Source organism: Erwinia phyllosphaerae (genome assembly GCF_019132875.1).
In the GTDB taxonomy this organism is placed as follows: Bacteria; Pseudomonadota; Gammaproteobacteria; order Enterobacterales; family Enterobacteriaceae; genus Erwinia; species Erwinia phyllosphaerae.
The window spans coordinates 146,063-166,264 of the sequence record NZ_JAHSPF010000010.1; the positions used below are offsets into that span (position 1 = coordinate 146,063).

At 54.0% G+C, this 20,202-nt stretch carries 17 protein-coding genes; 8 read left to right on the top strand and 9 right to left on the bottom strand.

Annotation, left to right across the window (positions count from 1 at the left end; genetic code table 11):
- Positions 1-146: 146 nt before the first annotated feature.
- A complete protein-coding gene (rsmD, locus tag KUE00_RS17320; protein ID WP_246761235.1) occupies positions 147-752 on the top strand; it encodes a 16S rRNA (guanine(966)-N(2))-methyltransferase in 606 nt (201 codons plus the stop codon).
- The gene (locus tag KUE00_RS17325) at positions 742-1,011 is read left to right on the top strand and encodes a DUF1145 family protein (RefSeq protein ID WP_246761236.1); all 270 of its coding nucleotides are present in this window, start codon (positions 742-744) and stop codon (positions 1,009-1,011) included. The genes rsmD and KUE00_RS17325 overlap by 11 nt, the downstream gene beginning before the upstream one ends.
- A gap of 35 nt (positions 1,012-1,046) precedes the next feature.
- Here KUE00_RS17325 and KUE00_RS17330 read toward each other — a convergent pair whose 3' ends face one another.
- On the bottom strand, positions 1,047-1,397 hold the full coding sequence (locus KUE00_RS17330; protein WP_246761237.1) for a DUF2500 domain-containing protein: 351 nt from the start codon (positions 1,395-1,397) through the stop codon (positions 1,047-1,049).
- Positions 1,398-1,541: 144 nt separating this feature from the next.
- Between KUE00_RS17330 and KUE00_RS17335 the strand changes: the two genes are divergently transcribed.
- Entirely contained in the window at positions 1,542-2,168 is a 627-nt protein-coding gene (locus KUE00_RS17335; RefSeq protein WP_246761238.1) for a lysoplasmalogenase, read from the top strand.
- An 83-nt stretch (positions 2,169-2,251) separates the two neighbouring features.
- On the top strand, positions 2,252-4,498 hold the full coding sequence (locus KUE00_RS17340; protein WP_246761239.1) for a zinc/cadmium/mercury/lead-transporting ATPase: 2,247 nt from the start codon (positions 2,252-2,254) through the stop codon (positions 4,496-4,498).
- A 292-nt stretch (positions 4,499-4,790) separates the two neighbouring features.
- On the opposite strand, the gene tusA is transcribed toward KUE00_RS17340, so the two are convergent.
- Entirely contained in the window at positions 4,791-5,033 is a 243-nt protein-coding gene (gene tusA, locus KUE00_RS17345) for a sulfurtransferase TusA (RefSeq protein WP_246761240.1), read from the bottom strand.
- Positions 5,034-5,229: 196 nt separating this feature from the next.
- Here tusA and KUE00_RS17350 point away from each other — a divergent pair, with 196 nt between their 5' ends.
- The gene (locus KUE00_RS17350; RefSeq protein WP_246761272.1) at positions 5,230-5,895 is read left to right on the top strand and encodes a 7-cyano-7-deazaguanine/7-aminomethyl-7-deazaguanine transporter; all 666 of its coding nucleotides are present in this window, start codon (positions 5,230-5,232) and stop codon (positions 5,893-5,895) included.
- Positions 5,896-5,983: 88 nt separating this feature from the next.
- The gene (locus tag KUE00_RS17355; protein ID WP_246761241.1) at positions 5,984-6,541 is read left to right on the top strand and encodes a DcrB family lipoprotein; all 558 of its coding nucleotides are present in this window, start codon (positions 5,984-5,986) and stop codon (positions 6,539-6,541) included.
- 125 nt (positions 6,542-6,666) lie between these two features.
- Here the strand turns inward: KUE00_RS17355 and iolE are convergent, their stop codons facing one another.
- The 4 genes from iolE to iolD all read right to left on the bottom strand — a co-directional run bounded on the left by iolE (position 6,667) and on the right by iolD (position 11,640).
- Positions 6,667-7,563: a myo-inosose-2 dehydratase gene (gene iolE / locus KUE00_RS17360; protein ID WP_246761242.1), complete on the bottom strand. Its 897-nt coding sequence runs from the start codon at positions 7,561-7,563 to the stop codon at positions 6,667-6,669.
- Positions 7,564-7,666: 103 nt separating this feature from the next.
- A complete protein-coding gene (locus KUE00_RS17365) occupies positions 7,667-8,551 on the bottom strand; it encodes a sugar phosphate isomerase/epimerase family protein (protein WP_246761243.1) in 885 nt (294 codons plus the stop codon).
- A gap of 58 nt (positions 8,552-8,609) precedes the next feature.
- Entirely contained in the window at positions 8,610-9,623 is a 1,014-nt protein-coding gene (gene iolG / locus KUE00_RS17370; protein ID WP_246761244.1) for a bifunctional inositol 2-dehydrogenase/D-chiro-inositol 1-dehydrogenase, read from the bottom strand.
- A gap of 76 nt (positions 9,624-9,699) precedes the next feature.
- A complete protein-coding gene (gene iolD / locus KUE00_RS17375; protein WP_246761245.1) occupies positions 9,700-11,640 on the bottom strand; it encodes a 3D-(3,5/4)-trihydroxycyclohexane-1,2-dione acylhydrolase (decyclizing) in 1,941 nt (646 codons plus the stop codon).
- 529 nt (positions 11,641-12,169) lie between these two features.
- Between iolD and KUE00_RS17380 the strand changes: the two genes are divergently transcribed.
- Both KUE00_RS17380 and KUE00_RS17385 read left to right on the top strand, forming a co-directional pair.
- On the top strand, positions 12,170-14,089 hold the full coding sequence (locus KUE00_RS17380) for a bifunctional 5-dehydro-2-deoxygluconokinase/5-dehydro-2-deoxyphosphogluconate aldolase (protein ID WP_246761246.1): 1,920 nt from the start codon (positions 12,170-12,172) through the stop codon (positions 14,087-14,089).
- Between the two features lie 253 nt (positions 14,090-14,342).
- A complete protein-coding gene (locus KUE00_RS17385; protein ID WP_246761247.1) occupies positions 14,343-15,182 on the top strand; it encodes a MurR/RpiR family transcriptional regulator in 840 nt (279 codons plus the stop codon).
- 65 nt (positions 15,183-15,247) lie between these two features.
- Here KUE00_RS17385 and fdhF read toward each other — a convergent pair whose 3' ends face one another.
- From fdhF to KUE00_RS17400, 3 genes are read right to left on the bottom strand one after another with little or no spacing between them, the layout of a single operon-like run.
- Complete coding sequence (fdhF, locus tag KUE00_RS17390; RefSeq protein ID WP_246761248.1) at positions 15,248-17,398, bottom strand: formate dehydrogenase subunit alpha; 2,151 nt, start codon at positions 17,396-17,398, stop codon at positions 15,248-15,250.
- On the bottom strand, positions 17,391-17,915 hold the full coding sequence (locus KUE00_RS17395) for a 4Fe-4S dicluster domain-containing protein (RefSeq protein WP_246761249.1): 525 nt from the start codon (positions 17,913-17,915) through the stop codon (positions 17,391-17,393). The genes fdhF and KUE00_RS17395 overlap by 8 nt, the downstream gene beginning before the upstream one ends.
- On the bottom strand, positions 17,912-19,837 hold the full coding sequence (locus tag KUE00_RS17400) for an FAD-dependent oxidoreductase (RefSeq protein WP_246761250.1): 1,926 nt from the start codon (positions 19,835-19,837) through the stop codon (positions 17,912-17,914). Before KUE00_RS17400 ends, KUE00_RS17395 begins: the two co-directional genes overlap by 4 nt.
- Positions 19,838-20,202 lie beyond the last annotated feature (365 nt).

The following is a 20,202-nucleotide window of genomic DNA, read 5'->3' on the forward strand; positions in this document are numbered from 1 at the left end:
CGGGGGAAAAACAGTCAGGTCTCTGAAAATAATCTTAATCCCCTAGTCTAACACTTTCCTGCAGACGCAACACAGCACCCTTTTTACGTTTCCTGAGTCCAGATCGCGCGTTAAACTGTGCAACAAATTATGAAGAGTTAAGTCAGATGAATAAAAAACCTCGCGGCGGCAGCGCCGGACAGATCCGCATTATTGGCGGCCAGTGGCGCGGCAGAAAGCTTCCGGTGCCGGACAGCATCGGCCTACGCCCCACTACCGATCGCGTACGGGAAACCCTGTTTAACTGGCTGGCCGCCGATATCCAGGGCGCGCGTTGCCTGGACTGTTTTGCCGGTAGCGGCGCGCTGGGCCTGGAAGCGTTATCGCGCCATGCCGCCTCGGCTACGCTGCTTGAGCTGGAACGTCCCGTTGCCCAGCAGCTCGGAAAAAATCTGGCTACGCTGGGGGCCACCAGCGGTCGGGTAATCAACACCAATACGCTGCAGTATCTGGCGCAGGCGGGAGAGCCTCATCACCTGGTGTTTATCGATCCGCCATTTCGTAAAGGGCTGCTGGAAGAAACGCTGACGCTGCTGGAAACGCGAGGCTGGCTGGCAGAGGAAGCGCTGGTTTATGTAGAAAGCGAAGTGGAAAACGGCCTGCCGCCGGTTCCCGTCAACTGGCAGCTGCATCGCGAGAAAATTGCGGGCCAGGTCGCTTATCGCCTTTATATTCGTCGTGCCGTTAAAAAGGAACCCACCCATGCTGATTAATCTGGGCAGAGTGCTGATGGTTTGCGTCTGGGCATTTTTGCTGCTTAACGTGGTGCACCCTTACCCCGCGCCGCTAAAGTATTTTATTAACGTCGCGCTGTTTTTTATGGCGATTATGCACGGTTTGCAGCTGGTATTAATGCGTGCCACGCAGCCAAAGGAAGGGCCAAAGCTGAGCGGCGCAACGCAGGCAAAAATCTTCTTTTTTGGGGTGTTTGAGCTACTGGCCTGGCAGAAAAAGCAGTTGCCGAAACGGTAAACCTGCCGGTTAGCAAACTTTTCCGGCTGGCCCGTTCAGCGCAGCCGGAAAGAGATGAACCTTGTGCCCTGCACTCTTAGCTCACCTTTCTGCCCCCGTTCCAGCTGTTGATAGTCTTCGGCTTTTAGCACCAGCTTAAAGTCGCCCGCATCGTTAAGCGGATGAAACCAGGCTTCAAAACGCATCTCTTCTACCGGAATCGTTTCACGCTGGCGCGAGCGCAGCATGGATGTTGATATTTCCCGTTTATCCTTTACCTCAACCGGCATGCTGCGTACGGGCAAAGCATCGTTAACCGCCACTTCCTGACGCTGTTTAATAAATTGTCTGGTTGCCAGTACGGCAATCACGGCCAGCGTGATGAAAAAGAGCAGGGGTGGCCTCACGGTTATTCTCCTCTGATAAAGCCCGTTTGCAGGTACAGAGAAGAAGGATACAACCAGAAGCCTCCCATTGTCACATCGCGGCGACCTGGCCTAGACTCAATAAGGAATTGTGGATTTTTGCATCTAAAAACAAAGGGACACACTATGATTTGGTCGTTTCTGGCAGTGCTTTTTTCCGGCTGGCTATATGTGGACGCAACCTATCGCGGCCCGCAGTGGCAGCGCTGGGTCTTTAAACCGGTTACGCTTTTGCTGCTGCTCGCCTGGGCCTGGCAAGCGCCGGTGCTTAACGCCACGGATTATCTGATTCTGTTTGGTTTGCTGGCGACGCTGGCCGGCGATGCGCTGATGCTGTTGCCTAACCGCCGCATGCTTTACGCCATCGGCGCTTTTTTCCTTTCCCATCTGCTTTACACCATCTGCTTTGCCAGCCATATGACGCTGACCTTTTTCTGGCCGATTCCGCTGACGGTGCTGATCATTGGCGTGCTGCTTATCGCCACTATCTGGACGAAGCTGGCAGAGCTGCGCTGGCCGATTTGTACTTTTATTGGCATGACGCTACTGATGGTCTGGCTAACCACCGAACAGTATTTCTTCCGCCCAACGGACTACGCTTTTTCGCTGATGGTGGGTACTTCACTGCTGCTGCTGGCTAATATTGTCTGGCTGGTAAGCCACTATCGCCGCCGTTTTTCCGCGGACAGCGCGATTGTTGCCGCCTGCTACTTTGCCGGACACTTTATGATCGTTCGTTCGCTCTATCTGTAAATTACGCCTTGACTCTGGAGTCCACTCCAGAGTGTAAGATAACCTGGCGGGAGCGTTTCCCGTCAGGCTTATCTGGAGGCATTATGCATCAGCACACATCTTCCTGCCCTTGCGGGCAACGCCATGCGGCCGGTCAGCAAGGTTGTAGCAAATCCCCTTCTGCCCTGGGCAAAATCACCTCAATCAGCGCTATAAGCAGTGAGAAAGGCTGTTGTAGCGAGACAGGCTGCGCCTCACCGCCAGATGAAGAAAGCGACAGGCAAAGCGATAAGGCTGATTACAGCTGGCAGATTAGCGGCATGGATTGTCCCGCCTGCGCCAGAAAAATTGAGAATGCGGTTAACCAACTGCCTGGGATTACCCGGGCGCGCGTACTATTTTCTACAGAAAAACTGATTGTTTCGGCCCCCACGGATATCCGTCAGCAGGTTGAACAGGCCGTGGCCAGGGCAGGTTTTAAGCTGTCCTCCTCTTCTCAACCAGAAAGCGCTGGTTTCTGGCGGGAAAACGGTATGATACTGGCGCTGACCGGCTTGTTACTGACCAGCTGGCTGCTGCATCTGATAAATCCGCAGATGGGGAAAATCGCGTTTACCCTGACAACGCTGGCTGGCTGCTGGCCTGTTGCCCGAACCGCGCTGCGCCTGATGCGTAGCGGTACGCCTTTCGCTATCGAAACACTTATGACCGTCGCCGCTCTCGGTGCGCTTTTTATTGGCGCAACGGCAGAGGCGGCAATGGTATTGCTGCTGTTTATGCTTGGAGAACGGCTGGAAGCTTATGCCGCAAGCCGTGCCCGACGGGGCGTAACGGCGCTGATGGCATTAAAACCAGAAGAAGCGCTGCGCATCATAGAAAACGGCCGTGAGCAGGTGGCCGTCAATGTATTACAGCCCGGCGATATTATCGAAGTCAGTGCGGGCGGTCGCCTGCCAGCCGACGGAGCACTGGTCACGCCTTATGCCAGCTTTGATGAGAGCGCGCTGACAGGAGAATCCGTGCCCGTGGAGCGCCAGCAGGGCGAAACAATTGCTGCGGGCAGCCTGAGCGTCGATCGCCAGGTCAGGCTAAAAGTTCTCTCCCGGCCGGGCGAGAGCGCTATCGATCGTATTCTGCATTTAATTGAAGAAGCGGACGCCCATCGCGCGCCGGTTGAACGTTTTCTCGATCGCTTTAGCCGTATTTATACGCCGCTGGTGATGACCTTTGCGCTGCTGGTGGCGGTAGTACCACCGCTTTTTTCCGGCGACTGGCAAACCTGGATTTATAAAGGCCTGACGCTGCTGCTGATTGGTTGTCCATGCGCGCTGGTGATTTCTACACCTGCGGCAATTACTTCGGGTCTGGCCGCCGCTGCGCGTCGTGGCGTACTGATTAAAGGCGGCGCGGCGCTGGAGAGTCTGAACGGCATACGTATGCTGGCGTTTGATAAAACAGGTACGTTAACGATGGGCAAGCCGCAGGTCACAGAGATTGCCAGCTTTAACGCAGAAAGCGAAGCCGGGCTGTTAGCGAAAGCGGCGGCCGTCGAGCAGGGGTCTTCACATCCGCTGGCGAAAGCCGTGGTGCAGCTGGCAGAGTCCCGCCAGCTTGTTTTACCCGTGGCTACGGCGCAGCGTACCCTGGCAGGATACGGTATAGAAGCAGAAGTAAGTGGGCACATACTTTTGCTTTGTGCCGCAGGCAGAGTGGGAGATACGCTGACTGAAACGCAGCGGGCACGGGTAGAACGACTGGAATCTGCGGGCAATACCGTGGTGGCCATCATGCAGGATGGTCAGCCAGCAGGATTGATTGCGCTGCGTGATACGCTGCGTCCCGATGCCGCCGCGGCGCTGAACGAGCTAAGAGCGCTGAATATCGAGACAGTAATGCTGACTGGCGATAACCCGCGAGCCGCCGCCGCCATTGCTCAAGAGCTGGGCATGGCTTATCGCGCCGGTTTATTGCCTGCGGATAAGGTAGCGGCGGTACGCGAGCTTAGCCAACAGCACGCGGTAGCCATGGTGGGCGATGGTATTAATGACGCGCCTGCGATGAAAGCGGCAACGTTGGGGATTGCGATGGGCGGAGGAAGCGATGTCGCGCTGGAAACCGCCGATGCCGCTTTGACGCATAACAGGCTCAACGGGCTGGCTGCTATGCTCCGTCTGGCGCGCGCAACCCATGTTAATATTCGCCAGAATATTACGCTGGCGCTTGGGCTGAAAGGTCTGTTTCTGGTAACGACGCTGTGCGGCATTACGGGCCTGTGGCTGGCGGTACTGGCAGACTCTGGCGCAACCGCGCTGGTAACAGCCAATGCGCTGCGCTTGTTAAGTAAGCGCTAACTTATGCTTCAGGCGTTTGCGTTGTCAGCATCGCTTATAGCTTGCTGACGACGCTTTAGCCAACATGCATCCCTGACGGTGACGGCTGCCCGGTTAAATTTAGTTAAAAAGCAGTGGGTGACGGCTGCCCGGTTAAATTTAGCTAAAAAACAGGGGGTAACGGCTGCCCGGTTAAATTCAGCTAAAAAACAGTGGGTAACGGCTACCCGGTTAAATTCAGCCCAAAAGCAGTGGGTGACGCATCTGGCTTATCCAGCCCTGTCGGCTCTGTATGCGAAAGCTTAAGTTAGCCTCAGAGGCCTTTTTTCAGCAGATAGCGATAGGGCAACTCTTCAGTCGCCTGCGCCAGCAGCGTATGTTCCATAAAGCGACAAAATCCCGGAATATCACGCGTGGTTGCCGGGTCGTCAGCGATAATCAGCAGCGTTTCGCCATCCTGCATATGCCGCACGGCTTTGCGTACCATCATTACAGGTTCAGGGCAGCGCAGGCCCAGCGCGTCCAGGGTTTGATCGGGATTAGCGAACGGTTCCATATTATTCTCGTTCAGACAAAAAATTTTCCTCATTTTACCCCGCCGACGGGCATCTGCAAGCCGGGCCGACAACGTTATCGTTTGCGCTAAAATTAACCATTGCATTAGCAGTCTGTTTCGGTAAGATGCCGCGCAATCGCCCGGGCGATACAATTTTTTTGGGTTCCCTCACCCCAATGTTCAAAAAGGTTACATGATGATGAATTTCTCTTCTCATCAGCGCACACACGCGCTGATTTGGCTGTCGCTATTCCATTTGCTGGTTATCACTTCCAGTAACTATCTGGTGCAGCTGCCGATCTCTGTTTTTGGTCTGCATACCACATGGGGCGCCTTCAGCTTTCCGTTTATTTTTCTGGCAACCGATTTAACCGTGCGGATTTTTGGCGCGCCGCTGGCTCGCCGTATCATTTTTGCGGTAATGATCCCTGCCTTATTTGTTTCTTATGGCGTATCCGTGCTGTTTTATCAGGGCGAATGGCAGGGTCTGGCGGCGTTAGAAAGCGCTAACCTGTTTGTAGCGCGTATCGCCTGCGCCAGCTTTATGGCTTATGCCCTGGGGCAGATTCTGGACGTTCACGTCTTCAATCGCCTGCGCCAGCTGCCGCAATGGTGGATAGCGCCCGCCTCCGCCATGTTTTTAGGTAATATCAGCGATACGCTGGCCTTCTTCTTTATTGCCTTCTATAAAAGTCCCGATGCTTTTATGGCGCAAAACTGGGTAGAGATTGCGCTGGTGGATTACAGCTTTAAGGTGCTTATCTGTATGGTTTTCTTCCTGCCTGCCTACGGCGTGCTGCTCAACGCTACGTTAAAACGCTTAACGGAAAAATCCTCTGGCGCTCGGGTTAACTTCGGCTAGCCTGTAAGCACGCAGGTTGCTTTTACCTGCTGATTACTATTGTATAAGTGGCTGAACAGAGCAGACGACTAACGTAAAAGGGACAGTGATGCGTAACTTACTAAAATATGCCGGTATCGGGTTACTGGTGGTTGGACTGACCGCCTGCGACGGCAAAGATGATAAAGCCGCAGCCGATGATAATGGCGTTAGCAGCAGCCAGAGCAGCCAGACCGTTACCCTGATGGAAGGCAAGCTGAGCTTCTCGCTGCCGGCCGGTATGTCCGACCAGAGCGGCAAGCTGGGTACCCAGGCTAACAACATGCACGTTTACGCGGATTCTTCCGGACAGAAAGCGATTATCGTTATTGCGGGCGATACCACCACCGAGAGCCTGGAAGTGCTGGCGAAACGTCTGGAAGATCAGCAGCGTAACCGTGATGCACAGCTTCAGGTAGTGACTAACAAGTCAATTGAGCTGAAAGGCCAGCCGGCACAGCAGCTGGATACCGTTATTTCCGCCAAGGGCCAGTCTTCCTGGTCATCAGTGCTGCTGGCGAAAGTTGACGGCAAACTGTTGACCGTACAGATTACGCTACCGGCGGATAATCAGCAGAAGTCGCAGACCGAGGCAGAGAATATTATCAATACGGTCGTGCTGAAGTAAGCAACGGCCGTTTTATAAAAAAGCCCCTGCCATCCTGCGCCGCGCTCTGATTGTTGATAATTCGACGTTCAGGAGCGGCATGTTCCGGCAAGGGCTTTTTGCTTTAAACCGAGCTTAAAAGATTGTTACAGCCCCGCATGCTCGCGGATATATTTCCTGGCCTTTACGGCATATTCAAACGGGTTGGCCAGTGCCGGATCCTGTTCAGCTTCCACCACCATCCAGCCTTTATAGCCAGACTCGTCCAGCACTTTAAATACCGGTGCAAAATCGATGACGCCATCGCCGGGAACGGTAAAAGTGCCCTTCTTCACGCCATCCAGAAATGACAAACGCTGGCTTCTTACCTGAGATACCACGTCATCACGCACATCTTTTAAATGTACGTGGTTGATACGCGGCAAATACTTTTCAAGAATCGCCAGCATCCGGGCCTGGCTGCCTTCCGAATAGTAAGCATGGCCGGTATCAAACAGCAGATAAACGTCATCGTTGGTTAATGACATAAATTTGTCTATTTCCGCCGTGGTCTGAATAGCCGTGCCCATATGATGATGCAGACAAACCTGCATGCATTTTTCTGCCGCCAGCGCCGCCAGCTCGTTATAGCCTTCTGCCGTTAACCGCCACTCTTCTTCCGTAAAGTGGGGCTTTTCTTCCAGGACCGCTCGCGTGGTGCCCTGAATGCTTTTACTCTGCTCGGAGCAGCCAATCACCTTTGCTCCCATTGCGTGCAGGAAATCGCGGTGGTTAATAAATTCATCAATGGTTTTGGCCTTATCGCCGTTGGCAAAAAAGGTACTGAACCAGGCGTTGCATATCTGGATGCCGCGAATCTCCAGCATTGGTTTTAGGACGGCCGGATCGCGCGGGTATTTGCTGCCAACCTCGCTGCCGGTAAAGCCGGCCAGCGCCATTTCGCTGACAATTTGCTGGAAAGTATTTTCCGCGCCCAGTTCTGGCATATCGTCGTTGGTCCAGCCAATCGGGGCTATCGCCAGCTTCACGTTCTCTTTATTCATGGTGGTGCCTCAGCGGTCAGTCTGTAGATGGCGCGGGACGCTTTATTTGTCGACCTGAGCTTTCCGCGCTTCAGGTTTTCAGGACGGCTTTGCCGCCCTTTCTTTATCGGCTTAGCAGTTCGCGCTCAATCAGCTCACGAGTTTCCACGGCCTGGTACTTCATTTTTTCCGGATAGCCGAACAGCGAAGAGGCGATAATCGACTCGCCGCCGACCTTCCAGCTGCGGTTGGCAAAATCCATTTCACGCAGGGTCTGGAACAGCGTATCGAAATCGACCTCACCCTCGCCGACGCCGACGTGCTGATGGATAGTGGCATCCACGCCTGGCGGATTGACGATATAGCGGCAATGTTTGGTATGGTTCATGGTATCGGCAATCAGCACGTGAGAAAGATCGCCACCGGCATACTCCAGCATGCTTTTCACATCGCCTTTGCCTTTGTCGTAAAAGAAGGTGTGCGGCACGCTATAGAGATATTTGACGTTGTCGCTGCGGAAGGACTTCACCAGATCCGCGGTTTCATTGTTTTCTTCGCAAAAGTCCCATGGGTGCGACTGAATCTCAATACGAATGCCTTCGCGCTCAACGATTGGCAGCAGCTCTTCCATTGAGCGATAGAACATCTCTTCGCAGATTTCCGGCTCGTTAGGCGTACCGGAAAGCTCGGTGTTGATGACCTGCACCCCCGTTTCTACAGCAATTTCGATCATGCGTTTCCAGTTGCGCACCGCTGCCTGACGGCGAGCCTCATCCGGACCTGACCAGCGATACACGACGATATAAGAAGAAATCTCCAGCCCGGTTTCACGCAGCGCGTTTTTATATTCGGTAATGATTTCCCGACTGGCTTTAGGATGCTTATAAAAGGGATTGATCTGTGGATGCGGCGACTGCTCAATATATTTGTAGCCCCAATCTGCCACCTGGTGAACCATTTTGGTAATGCCCATGTCTTTGATGACATCGACGTCAAAGGCAATTTTCATCGGTTTCTCCCTGATAATCTGTGTAATAGCCTTCCTGCTGAAACAGGAAGGCCGTCGGCTATTTGCTGTAGAAAGCCGGGCGCGGCGGCAGCTCAACGGCTTCGATTGCGCCGCTTTCCTGCGCTTTCAGGCAGGCGTCGGCTGCCACGGAAGCGGCATAACCGTCCCATGCGGATGGGCCGTGCAGCTGGCCAGCCGTCACGTCGTTAATGAAGGCCTGTAGCTCAACGTCATAGGCATCGATAAAGCGATCTTTCCAGTCGGTGAGGATAGAGGTCGACAGCTTTGCCTCTTTACGCAGCTGTACGGAAGCCGGTTCTGGCAGCCTGGCAATACCGGTTTCGCCCACAACCTCACACTGGATGTCGTAGCCGTAAACGCAGTTAACGAAGATTTCGACGTCGATACGCGTGCCTTTCTGCGTTTCAAACAGCACAATTTGCGGATCGCGCAGCTTCGCATGGGTGTTTTTCGTATCGCAAGGGAAGACAACCTGCACGGTTTTGTAGTCATCCTCGGTGAGCCAGCGCAGTACGTCCAGCTCATGGATCAGCGTGCTGGTGATAGCCATATCGGTGGTATAGCTTTCCGGCACCGTTGGATTACGATGCGCGCAGTGCAGCATCAGCGGCTCGCCGATGTCGCCGTTGCTGATGACCTGCTTCAGCGCACGGTAGCCCGCATCGTAAGGACGCATAAAGCCAACCTGCACCAGGCGCTTGCCGTGAGCAATTTCCGCCTCGACAATGCGACGACAGCCTTCCGCGGTCAGCGCCAGGGGTTTTTCACAAAAAACCGGTTTGCCCGCCGCAACGGCTGCCAGCGTATATTCTTCGTGCGTCGGGTCCCAGGAGGTAATAATCAGCGCGTCCACATCGGAAGACTGAATAACGTCATGCCCGTTGGCATAAACTTCCGCATCCAGACCCAGGCGACTCACCACGCCTTTGGCTCCTTCGATATTAATATCGGAGACGGCGACCACCTTCGTACCCTGCAACACCTTACTGCAGCGACGAATATGTTCCTGACCGATAGCACCGGTTCCGATTACGCCAAGTTTCAGTGTCATAGCTACTCCGTTCAAATGTAGGGTAAGGGGAGTCCTCCGGGCTGGAAAACCAGTCCGGTTGAGGCCACAAAAGTAATTAGTATTTACGCGCCTGGTCGATATGCTCGTTTAGCATCCGAGCGACGGCATTTACGCGTTCAGACTGCGAAACCTGCGCGCCGCCGACGTGCCACCAGCTGAAGTATTTATGCACCATCGTTTTTGGCAGCACTTTGATATCTATCAGCGTGGAGACAGGCGACTGACGTGCCTCTTCCAGCGCCTGCTTTAGCTGCGCCAGCGTGGTAACGCGCCAGGTTTTGCAGCCGTAGCCAGCGGCGATAGCGGCAAAATCCACCGGCACGAAGCCGCCGTCCAGCTTGCCGCCCTCGGCATTACGAAAACGAAACTCGGTGGTAAAGCTGTCCATCCCGTGTTCCATTTGCAGATTGTTAATACAGCCGTTAGTCATATTGTCGAACAGCAGCACGTTGATTTTGGCGTTCTCCTGAACAGAGGTAACCAGCTCAGAGTGCAGCATCATAAAAGAGCCGTCGCCAACCAGCGTATAGACCTCGCGATGCGGCTCGGCCAGCTTGACGCCCAGCGAGGCGTTAACCTCGTAGCCCATACAGGAATAGCCATATTCGACGTGATAGCTGTTGTAATCCTTGTTGCGCCATACGCGCTGTAAATCGCCCGGCAGGCTGCCCGCTGCGGCAACAATCACCGCGTCCTTTGGGAGATTTTCATTTAGCGTACCCAGCACGCTACTTTGCGTGAGAAAAGAATCGGTCAGCCGGTTAAACTCGGCGAAAACTGCTTCACGATCCAGATGATCGTCTATTTCCGGAATAAAGCCGTCATGGCTGTAGACCGCCTGATAAACGCGCTGTGTTTCCTTAAGCAGCTTGCTCTGCGCCTGCGAGATTTTTTCTCCCCAGCCGCTGGTAAAACCCTGAACGGTCAGCCTGTCGTTTAGTGTGGTCAGCGCTTCGCGCGCGTCGGCCACCAGCTGTACGCCGTCCAGCTTGTAGGCATCGAAGCTGCTGACGTTGATATTGAGGTAGCTGACGTCCGGATTGTGGAAAATCCATTTTGAAGCGGTAGTGAAATCGGTGTAGCGCGTGCCGATACCGATGACCAGATCGGCCTCTTTCGCCAGCAAATTAGCCGCCAGGCAGCCGGTTTCGCCTACGCCACCCACGTTAAGCGGATGATCGGAAACAATCGTACCTTTTCCAGCCTGCGTTTCGGCAAAAGGGATCTGGTAACGCTCGGCGAACTGACGCAGCGCCTCGCCCGCTTCGGAATATTTTACGCCGCCACCGCAAATGATTAGCGGCTTGCTTTTACCGGCAATCAGCTTCAGTGCGGCGGCCAGCTGGGCTTCGGTCGGCAGTCGACGATCCAGCAGATGCACGCGCTTCTGGAAGAAATAGTCGGGATAGTCCCAGGCTTCGCCCTGCACGTCCTGCGGCAGAGAAATGGTTACGGCACCCGTTTCTGCGGGATCCGTCAGCACACGCATCGCGTTGATGCAGGCGGTCATCAGCTGTTCCGGACGGCTTACGCGATCCCAGTATTTACTCACCGCGCGAAAGGCGTCGTTAGTGCTGATACTAAGATCGTAGCTTTGTTCGATCTGTTGTAGTACCGGATCGGGCTGGCGAGTGGCAAAGACGTCACCCGGCAGCAGTAATAAAGGTATACGGTTAGCGGAAGCGGTGCCCGCGGCCGTAATCATATTGGCCGCGCCTGGCCCGACGGAAGAGGTACAGGCGATAATCTCACGGCGCAGCTTTTGTCTGGCATAGCCAATGGCGGCATGCGCCATGCCCTGCTCGTTACGGCCCTGATGGACTACCAGATCGCCGCTGTCCTGCTCCAGTGCCTGGCCCAACCCCAGTACGTTACCGTGGCCGAAAATAGCAAAAATCCCTTTCACGAATTTGGTTTCAACGCCATCTACCGACAGATACTGGTTGTCCAGAAATCTGACCAGAGCCTGTGCCGTGGTTAATCTGATCTTGCCCATTTGCTCTTCCTTAACGGTACGGCGACAGGTCTGTAACCTGCCGCGCTTCGTCTGAGTGGCCACCACCGCGGTAACGGCCAAAAATGAAACGTGAGGCGATTATAAACAAATATTTTTTTCACTAAACCACATTACAGAAGAAACATTTCATTTTGCGAGAGAGATCAAATTATGTCGTTAAACCCCCGTCATACAGGCGATCCAGGCCGCAATTTTTACCTGGCGCTTATCTGAAGGTATTTTTCAAAATAATTATCATTGTTTTCATCGCGTTTAGCCTTTTTCAGAGGGCGTGCAAAGCCCATTTACTGCTTCGCCATACCGCTCGCATCGCTTTTCCGGCCGGGCACACTAGCGGCTGGTGGCCAGAGTTTTAGCCACTTCACATTTTTGGGGTAATAGTTTCATTTCATGTTGAAGTTGAAATATTTATTCTCCATACTGATTTTCACCCCGTTCCGGACGGCAAAAATTGTTCAGAAGGATCCGCTGCGACAGCTCGGCTGGCCTATCACAGAAGGAAAACAAAATGAGTACACAACAAAAGCGGCTTGATGTGATCTGTATCGGGCGCATTGCCGTTGACCTCTACGGTCAGCAAATCGGTGCCCGCCTGGAAGATATGAGCACCTTTGCCAAATATCTTGGCGGTTCATCTGGCAATGTCGCTTACGGCACGGCAATTCAGGGGCTGAAATCTGCGATGCTGGCCCGCGTTGGCGACGAGCATATGGGACGTTTTCTTCGCGAAGAGCTACAGCGGGTAGGCGCCAATACCGACTGCCTGATCACGGATAAAACGCGTCTGACGGGGCTGGTGATCCTTGGAATTAAAGACCAGGATACTTTCCCCCTGGTTTTTTATCGCGACAACTGTGCGGATATGGGCCTGACGCCGGATGACATTAAAGAAGATTTTATTGCCTCCTCAAGAGCCGTCGCGGTAACCGGTACCCATTTATCTCATCCTGATACTCGTGCGGCCGTACTTAAAGCGCTGGATATTGCCCGCCGTCACGGCCTGCGCACCGCGCTTGATATCGATTATCGTCCGGTGCTGTGGGGATTAACCTCGCTGGGCGATGGTGAAACGCGTTTTATAGAGTCAAAACACGTGACCCAGCAGCTACAGGAAGTGCTGCACTATTTCGATTTAATAGTAGGTACTGAAGAAGAGTTTCATATCGCAGGCGGCAGCACCGATACGCTGACCGCGCTGAAAAACGTGCGCCAGGCAACAAAAGCCACGCTGGTTTGCAAGCGCGGCGCGCTGGGCTGCGTGGTGCTGGAAGATGAAATCCCGGAAAGCTGGGAACAGACAAAGCTGCAAAGCGGCGTGCGGGTGGAAGTGCTAAACGTGCTTGGCGCTGGCGATGCCTTTATGTCCGGCCTGCTGCGCGGCTGGCTGAACGATGAAGGTTGGGAGCAGGCCTGCCGTTACGCCAATGCCTGCGGCGCGCTGGTGGTTTCGCGTCACGGCTGTGCGCCTGCCATGCCGACCAAAGCCGAACTGGACGACTTTCTCAGCCGGGACAATGACGTTAAGCGGCCCGATCTGGACAGCCGTCTGAATCATCTGCATCGGGTTACAACGCGTAAGCAGCAGTGGCCAGAGCTGTGCGTCTTTGCTTTTGACCACCGCAAGCAGCTGGTCGATATGGCGAATGAAGCAGGCATTGATACTGCCCGTCTGCCGGAACTGAAACAGCTACTGCTGCGTGCTGCACAGGAAGCCTCGACAGAGGCAGGCCTGGATCACCGCAGCGGCATCCTGGCCGATACGACGTTTGGGCAACCTGCGTTAAACGCCATTACCGGCAAAGGCTGGTGGATTGGTCGCCCGATAGAAATGCCCAGTTCCAGACCGCTACGCCTGGAGCACGGCAATATTGGCTCACAGCTGGTCGACTGGCCCCAGGAGCACGTCGTAAAATGTCTGGTCTTTTATCATCCGCACGACAGCGCCGAGCTGCGTAAAGAGCAGGATGAGCTAATCCTTGACGTCTGGAAAGGCTGTAATAAAACCGGACATGAGCTGTTGCTGGAGGTCATTCTGCCGGAAAGTAATCCGGATAAGAAAGAGTCCTACTATGTAGATATGCTGAGCCATTTTTACTCACTGGGCATCCAGCCGGACTGGTGGAAACTGCCGCCGCTGAGCCACGAAAGCTGGCAGGCAATTAGCGGACTGATTGAACAGCAGGACCCGCACTGCCGCGGCATCCTGATTCTGGGCCTGGACGCGCCAGAAGAAAAGCTTAAGGCCGGTTTTGCCGCCGCCGCTCAGTCTCCGTGGGTAAAAGGATTCGCCGTTGGCCGCACTATCTTTGGCCAGCCGTCACGCCAGTGGCTGCAGGGCGAGCTGGACGATCGGGCATTGATTGCCGAAGTGAAAGGCAACTACTTACGCCTGATTGACTACTGGCGCGAAGTTCGCCCTGCAAAGTAACGCTTTTCCATTAACCCACTTGCCAGCTGTTTTCCTGACGGCTGGCGGTGTGGTTATTTTCGCTTATTTGCTGCTTCCGGCCCGCTAAAAACGTGAATGTCAGTAAAGTCGCGTCGATCTTGTTTAATCTGTGATTCAATTCATATCCCGATGAAATAGATCCGCTGGATTTCGTTAGCAAGTGAAATTTTTTGTTCATCTGATAGAATAACCACCAGAAGAACATGACTAAAATTTTAGCGAGCCTGATTGAATGACTATTACCTCAACACAGCTTTCCTTGTTACAGGATGATATCCGCCGTCGCTATGACACCTTAAGCAAGCGCCTGAAACAGGTGGCGCGCTATATTCTTGACAACAGCAACAGCATCGCTTTTGACACCGTTGCGTCAATTGCCCAGCAGGCTGACGTACCGCCTTCCACGCTGATCCGCTTTTCTAACGCCTTTGGTTTTAGTGGCTTTAATGAAATGAAACAGGTTTTTCGTCAGCACCTGATGGAAGAGACCGTTAACTATACCGAGCGCGCCCGGCTTTTTCGCCAGACGTCAACGGATGAAGCCGCCGCCCCACCTGAAAACCCTGCTGAAATTCTTAACGTTTTTACGATGGTAAACTCGCAGGCTTTACAGCAGCTGGCGATGCAGACCAATCCGGAACAGCTAAATAAAGCAGTTGAGCTGCTGGCGCAGGCAGAAAATATCTACGTTATTGGCCTGCGGCGTTCGTTCAGCGTCGCTTCTTACCTGACCTATGCGCTCCGTCATCTGGAACGACGCGCCTTTTTGATAGACGGCCTTGGCGGCATGTTCACCGAACAGCTCAGCATGGTGAATCCCAAAGACGTAGTCATTGCCATCAGCTACTCACCTTACGCTCGCGAAGCGATTGAGCTGGTCGAGCTGGGTGCCAAACGCGGTGCGCACCAGATCGCCATTACCGACAGTCAGGTTAGCCCGCTGGCGGCCTTCAGCGACGTCTGCTTTGTGGTGCGTGAAGCCCAGGTTGATGGCTTCCGCTCACAGGTTGCTTCGCTGTGCCTGGCGCAGACGCTGGCCGTCTCTCTGGCGTTGAACAACGTTCAGGCCTGATTTAACCGTTGCGGGCGTTGATGGCTGCAAGGTCAACAATACCCGCACTGGCAAACCCGAACGTGTTATGCCAGCGGCTCTGCCGTTTTCGCCAGACGATTTTTCAACTGCTGATAGCTTTCTGCTACCTGCTGTTCCGCCCATTCGGCATCGGCAATTTTTTCTACTCTGACGGCGCAATGTTTAAACTCTGGCGTTTTGGCTATTGGATCGAGATGGTCAATAGTCAGCTCGTTGCAGGCCCCAATCCACCATTGATAGGTCATGTACACCGCTCCACGATTAATTCTTTCGCTTACCTCAGCACGGCTGATCACCCTGCCGCGTCGTGAGGCTACCCACACCAGTTCGCCATCGCTGATATTTAGCTGTCGCGCATCCACGGTATTGATCTGCACCTTTCCTGGTTCATCCGCCTGGGCCGTGAGCGCATGACAGTTGCCCGTCATGGAACGACAGCTGTAATGTCCGACTTCCCTGACCGTACAGAGCACCAGCGGCCATTGGCTGTCAGTCGGCTCAACAGGCGGTCGCCAGTCACAGGCAAACAGCTGTCCCTTACCGGAAGGCCGTGAAAAATGATTGCCTTCATAGAGCCAGGGCGTACCCGGATGGGACTCTTCGGGACAAGGCCACTGCACGTAGCCAAACCCGGCCATTTTTTCCCATGTCACGCCAGTGTAGAGTGGACACAGCACGCGCAGCTCGTTCCAGATTGTCTCGTTATTGGCGTAGCGCATGGGATAACCCATCTCCTGCGCTACCCTGCTGATAATCTCCCAGTCTGGCAGCACATCCCCCTGCGGCTCAACCGCTTTGTAAAATCGTTGAAAGCCCCGGTCGGCGCTGGTGTATACCCCTTCATGCTCGCCCCAGCTGGTGGCCGGTAATAAGACATCGGCCAGCTCTGCCGTTTTCGTCATAAAAATGTCCTGCACGATAACCAGCTCCAGCTTAGCCATTGCCTGACGCATTAGCCCCAAATCCGGTTCGGTTTGCAGTGGGTCTTCACCCATAATCCAGTAAGCGTGTAGCTTGCCCTCAAGCGCCAGATGGGGCACGTCAGTGATGGCATGACCCGGTTTATCGCTGAGCGACGCGACGCCCCATGCAGCGGCAAACTTCTCCCGCGCTGCTTTGTCGGTTACGGGCTGATAACCCGGGAAAAGGTTCGGTAGCGCGCCCATATCGCAGGCGCCCTGCACGTTGTTCTGACCTCTTACCGGACCGACGCCGACGCCCGGACGGCCAAAATTACCGGTGGCCAGCGCCAGGCTGGCAAGCCCTTTCACCACATCAACACCTTGCCCCCACTGGGTTACCCCCATTCCCCATAAAATGGTGGCGTTGCGGGCACCGGCGTACATACGTGCGGCCTGACGGATCAGCGTTGGCGCCAGCCCGGTAATCTCCTGCACGGCTTCCGGCGAATAACGCTTAACCACTTCGCTCCAGGCCTCGAGTCCCTCAACATGCTGGTCGATATAGTTTTTATTCCATAAACGCTCTTCAATCAAAACATGGGCAAAAGCGTTCACCAGCGCCATATTGCTGCCGTTTTTCAACGGCAGGAACAGGTCAGCCAGCCTGGCGCTTTCTATATAGCGGGGATCGCAGACGATGATTTTCGCGCCTTTCTCTTTGGCATTAATAATGCGCCGGGCAACAATCGGATGAGAATCCGCAGCGTTATAGCCAAAAATCAGCAGGCAGTCGCTTTCTTCAATATCCTTCATTGAGTTGCTCATCGCGCCATTGCCCAACGTGGCCTGTAAACCTGCAACAGATGGCCCGTGGCAGACCCGTGCGCAGCAATCGATATTGTTGCTTCCCAATACGGCACGTACAAACTTCTGCATTACATAGTTCGTTTCATTCCCCGGCCCTCGTGAAGAACCCGTCACCATAATGCTTTCCGGGCCAGAACGGGCCTTGATTTTTTTCAGGCGGGAACTGACAAAAGCGATGGCTTCCTGCCAGCTGACTTTCTCAAAAGGCCCGCCTCGCTTGCGGCGAATGGCGGGGTGCTGCAAGCGCGGCGTCAGGAGCCGGGTATTGTTCAAAAACTCCCAGCCGAAGTAGCCTTTCAGGCAAAGCCGGGCTTCATTAGTTACGCCCTGCGCGCCCTCTGCACCCACGATTTTTCCCTCCTCAACGTGCAGGAAAATCTTGCAGCCACAGCCGCAATAAGGACAAACAACAAGTTTTTTATCCATGCGTTGTTACCTCCGGTACAAATGCGCCGCTCAGTTGGCCTTCCCTTGCGGCACGCTGCTGTTTTTGTCGATACTGCTGCTCCAGCACGTTGTCAGTCATCAGTGAAAGCGCGTTGGTAGGACAAACGTTTACGCAGGCTGGCCCGTTAGCCTGCTCACGACAAAGGTCACATTTAATAATTTGGGGAAGGGCCTGCGCCTGGTTAACGATTTCAATCGCGCCAAACGGACAGGCTATAACGCAGCTTTTACAGTCAATACAGCGTTCACTGACAGCCTCTACCTGATGGTCGCCTTTATGCAGGGCAGCCACGGGGCAGACTGCTATACAAGGCGCGTTGTCACACTGGCGGCACATAACGGGCACGCTAATCTTTGCTGATTTAACAACGTTTAGCCGGGGGAAATAGTGCTGGACCGACAGTAGAGACGCGCCCGCATGTCCTGCGGCGCAGGCAACTTCGCAGGTATGGCAACCGATACATTTGTCCGCCAGCGCCACGATAAAATTGTTCATGCACTCAGCTCCTTATGTGCCTGTCCAAACATGGCCAGCATTTCACGTGCGCTGCGCCGACCTTCCGCCATCGCCGTAACCACCAAATCCGCGCCGTGTACGGCATCTCCGGCGGCAAATACTTTTGGATTATGTGTCTGGGTTATGCGTCCCGAGCTGCCGGTTTGAATAAGGCCCTTTCTGTCAAAACGGATACCCTGACCAGCCAGCCAGGGCATTTCATGTGGCTGGAATCCAAAGGCCAGAATCAGCGCATCCGCCTTCAGCACAAATTCTGAACCGATAACCGGTTCAGGTCTGCGCCGCCCGTCAGGGCCTGGCTTACCGGGCTCCGTACGGATCATGCCAACGCCATTAAAACGTCCAGCTTTATCCAGCTCAATACACTGGGGCAGCAGGTTAAACATGAACTCCACGCCTTCTTCGCGTGCGTTAATAACCTCTTTTTTAGAGCCCGGCATGCTTTGCTCATCACGCCGGTAGGCGCAGATCACCTGTTTTGCCTGTTGCCGGATGGCAGTACGGACACAGTCCATTGCCGTATCACCTCCACCCAGCACCACTACTTTTTTGCCCTGCAGCGAGACGTAAGGGTTCTGCTTATCTTCTTTCAGCCCCATGACCTGGCGTGTATTGGCAGTCAGGTAAGGAAGCGCCTGAATAATGCCGGGCGCTTCTTCATGCGTCAGCCCCGCCTGCATCAGTCCGTAAGTGCCCACGCCCAGGAAAACGGCATCGTAATCGGCCAGCAGTCTGGAAAAAGGAATATCGCGCCCAATTTCACTGTTAAGATGAAAGTGAATGCCCATTTCGCTGAAGATAGTGCGGCGGGTTGCCATCACTTTTTTATCCAGCTTAAAGGAGGGGATACCAAAGGTGAGCAAGCCACCAATTTCAGGATGGCGATCGTAAACATCCACTTTAATGCCGTGACGAATCAGGATATCCGCACATCCCAGTCCGGCAGGCCCGGCCCCTATAACAGCAACTTTTTCCCGACGAGCTTTGCTCTTCTGCAAGGCCGGACGCCAGCCCTGTTTTAACGCCTCGTCGGTGATATAGCGTTCAATGTTACCAATCGAAACGGCGCCCGCTCGCCCGTTAAGCGTGCAGGCCCCTTCACACAGACGATCTTGCGGACAGACTCGCCCGCAAATTTCTGGCAGGCTACTGCTCTGACTGCAAAGCTCTGCCGCTTCAATAAGTCGGCCCTCGCCCGCCAGCCGAATAAAGTCGGGAATGGCGTTATGTAATGGACAGGTCCAGTTGCACCAGGCTTTTTGCGCGCAATAGAGGCAGCGATCGGTTTCATAAGCTGCCTGACGCTCGGAAAGATTGTGGTAAATCTCGTCAAAATCTTTTTTCCGTTCTTCTGCCGCACGCTTACGTGCGCCCATACGCGAAGGTTTATCCAGCACTTTTACAGCGCGCCCTGATACCAGGGCAGGCTTTTTTATTCCTTCAACGCTGGCGCCCTGGCGAAAATACCGCAGCTGCGTTAATGCTTTTTCATCCATTAACTGCAGCGCCTGTGTCGGGCATGAAGATACACAGGCCGGCACGCCTTTTTCTGTTTGCTGGCACAGATCGCATTTCATCATCACATCTGAGCAAGCCGCTGGCTCAATGGCACCAAATGGGCAGGCCAGCAGACAATTTTTACAGCCTATACACTTTTCTTCGCTGAGCTGAACGCTTTCCTGGCTAAAGGTCAGTGCCCGTGTCGGACAGCTGGCGACACAGGGTGCGTTATTACATTGCCGACAGGTGACCGGCACCAGGCCGCTGATAAGGTGAATACGTGGGCGAAACAGTTCATGCACGCTGGGCCAGCCGCCATCGCCATGCGCTACAGCACAGGCTATTTCGCAGACATGGCAGTTGATACATTCACCGGGATTAACAGTAACAAACCGGTTCATTTTCTCTCCTTTTACCGCACGGAATCCCTTTCACTGTTCGGAGCAATGCAAAAAATGGGCTGGTTTGCCCTGTGGGCTGATTAAAACGCAGATTTTGTGAGACAGGACGCAATTACCTGGCGGAAGCGCAATCGGCTGGCGATCTTCACAGAAAAGGCGATAACGAGGCGAGAAATGACGTCTCATTTTGAGAACAAAAAACGCAAATTGAAAAAGAACAGTGAGGCATTTTTCTGCGTAAGTGTTTTTCCCAGCTTTTTTTTCACCATTCACCACGACTTTATCAATAAAGGCTTTTTTCTACCCATCCTGGCATATCGCTTGCTTAGCGCTGGCACAGTGAAATGCTTCAGGGAGGGCAAATT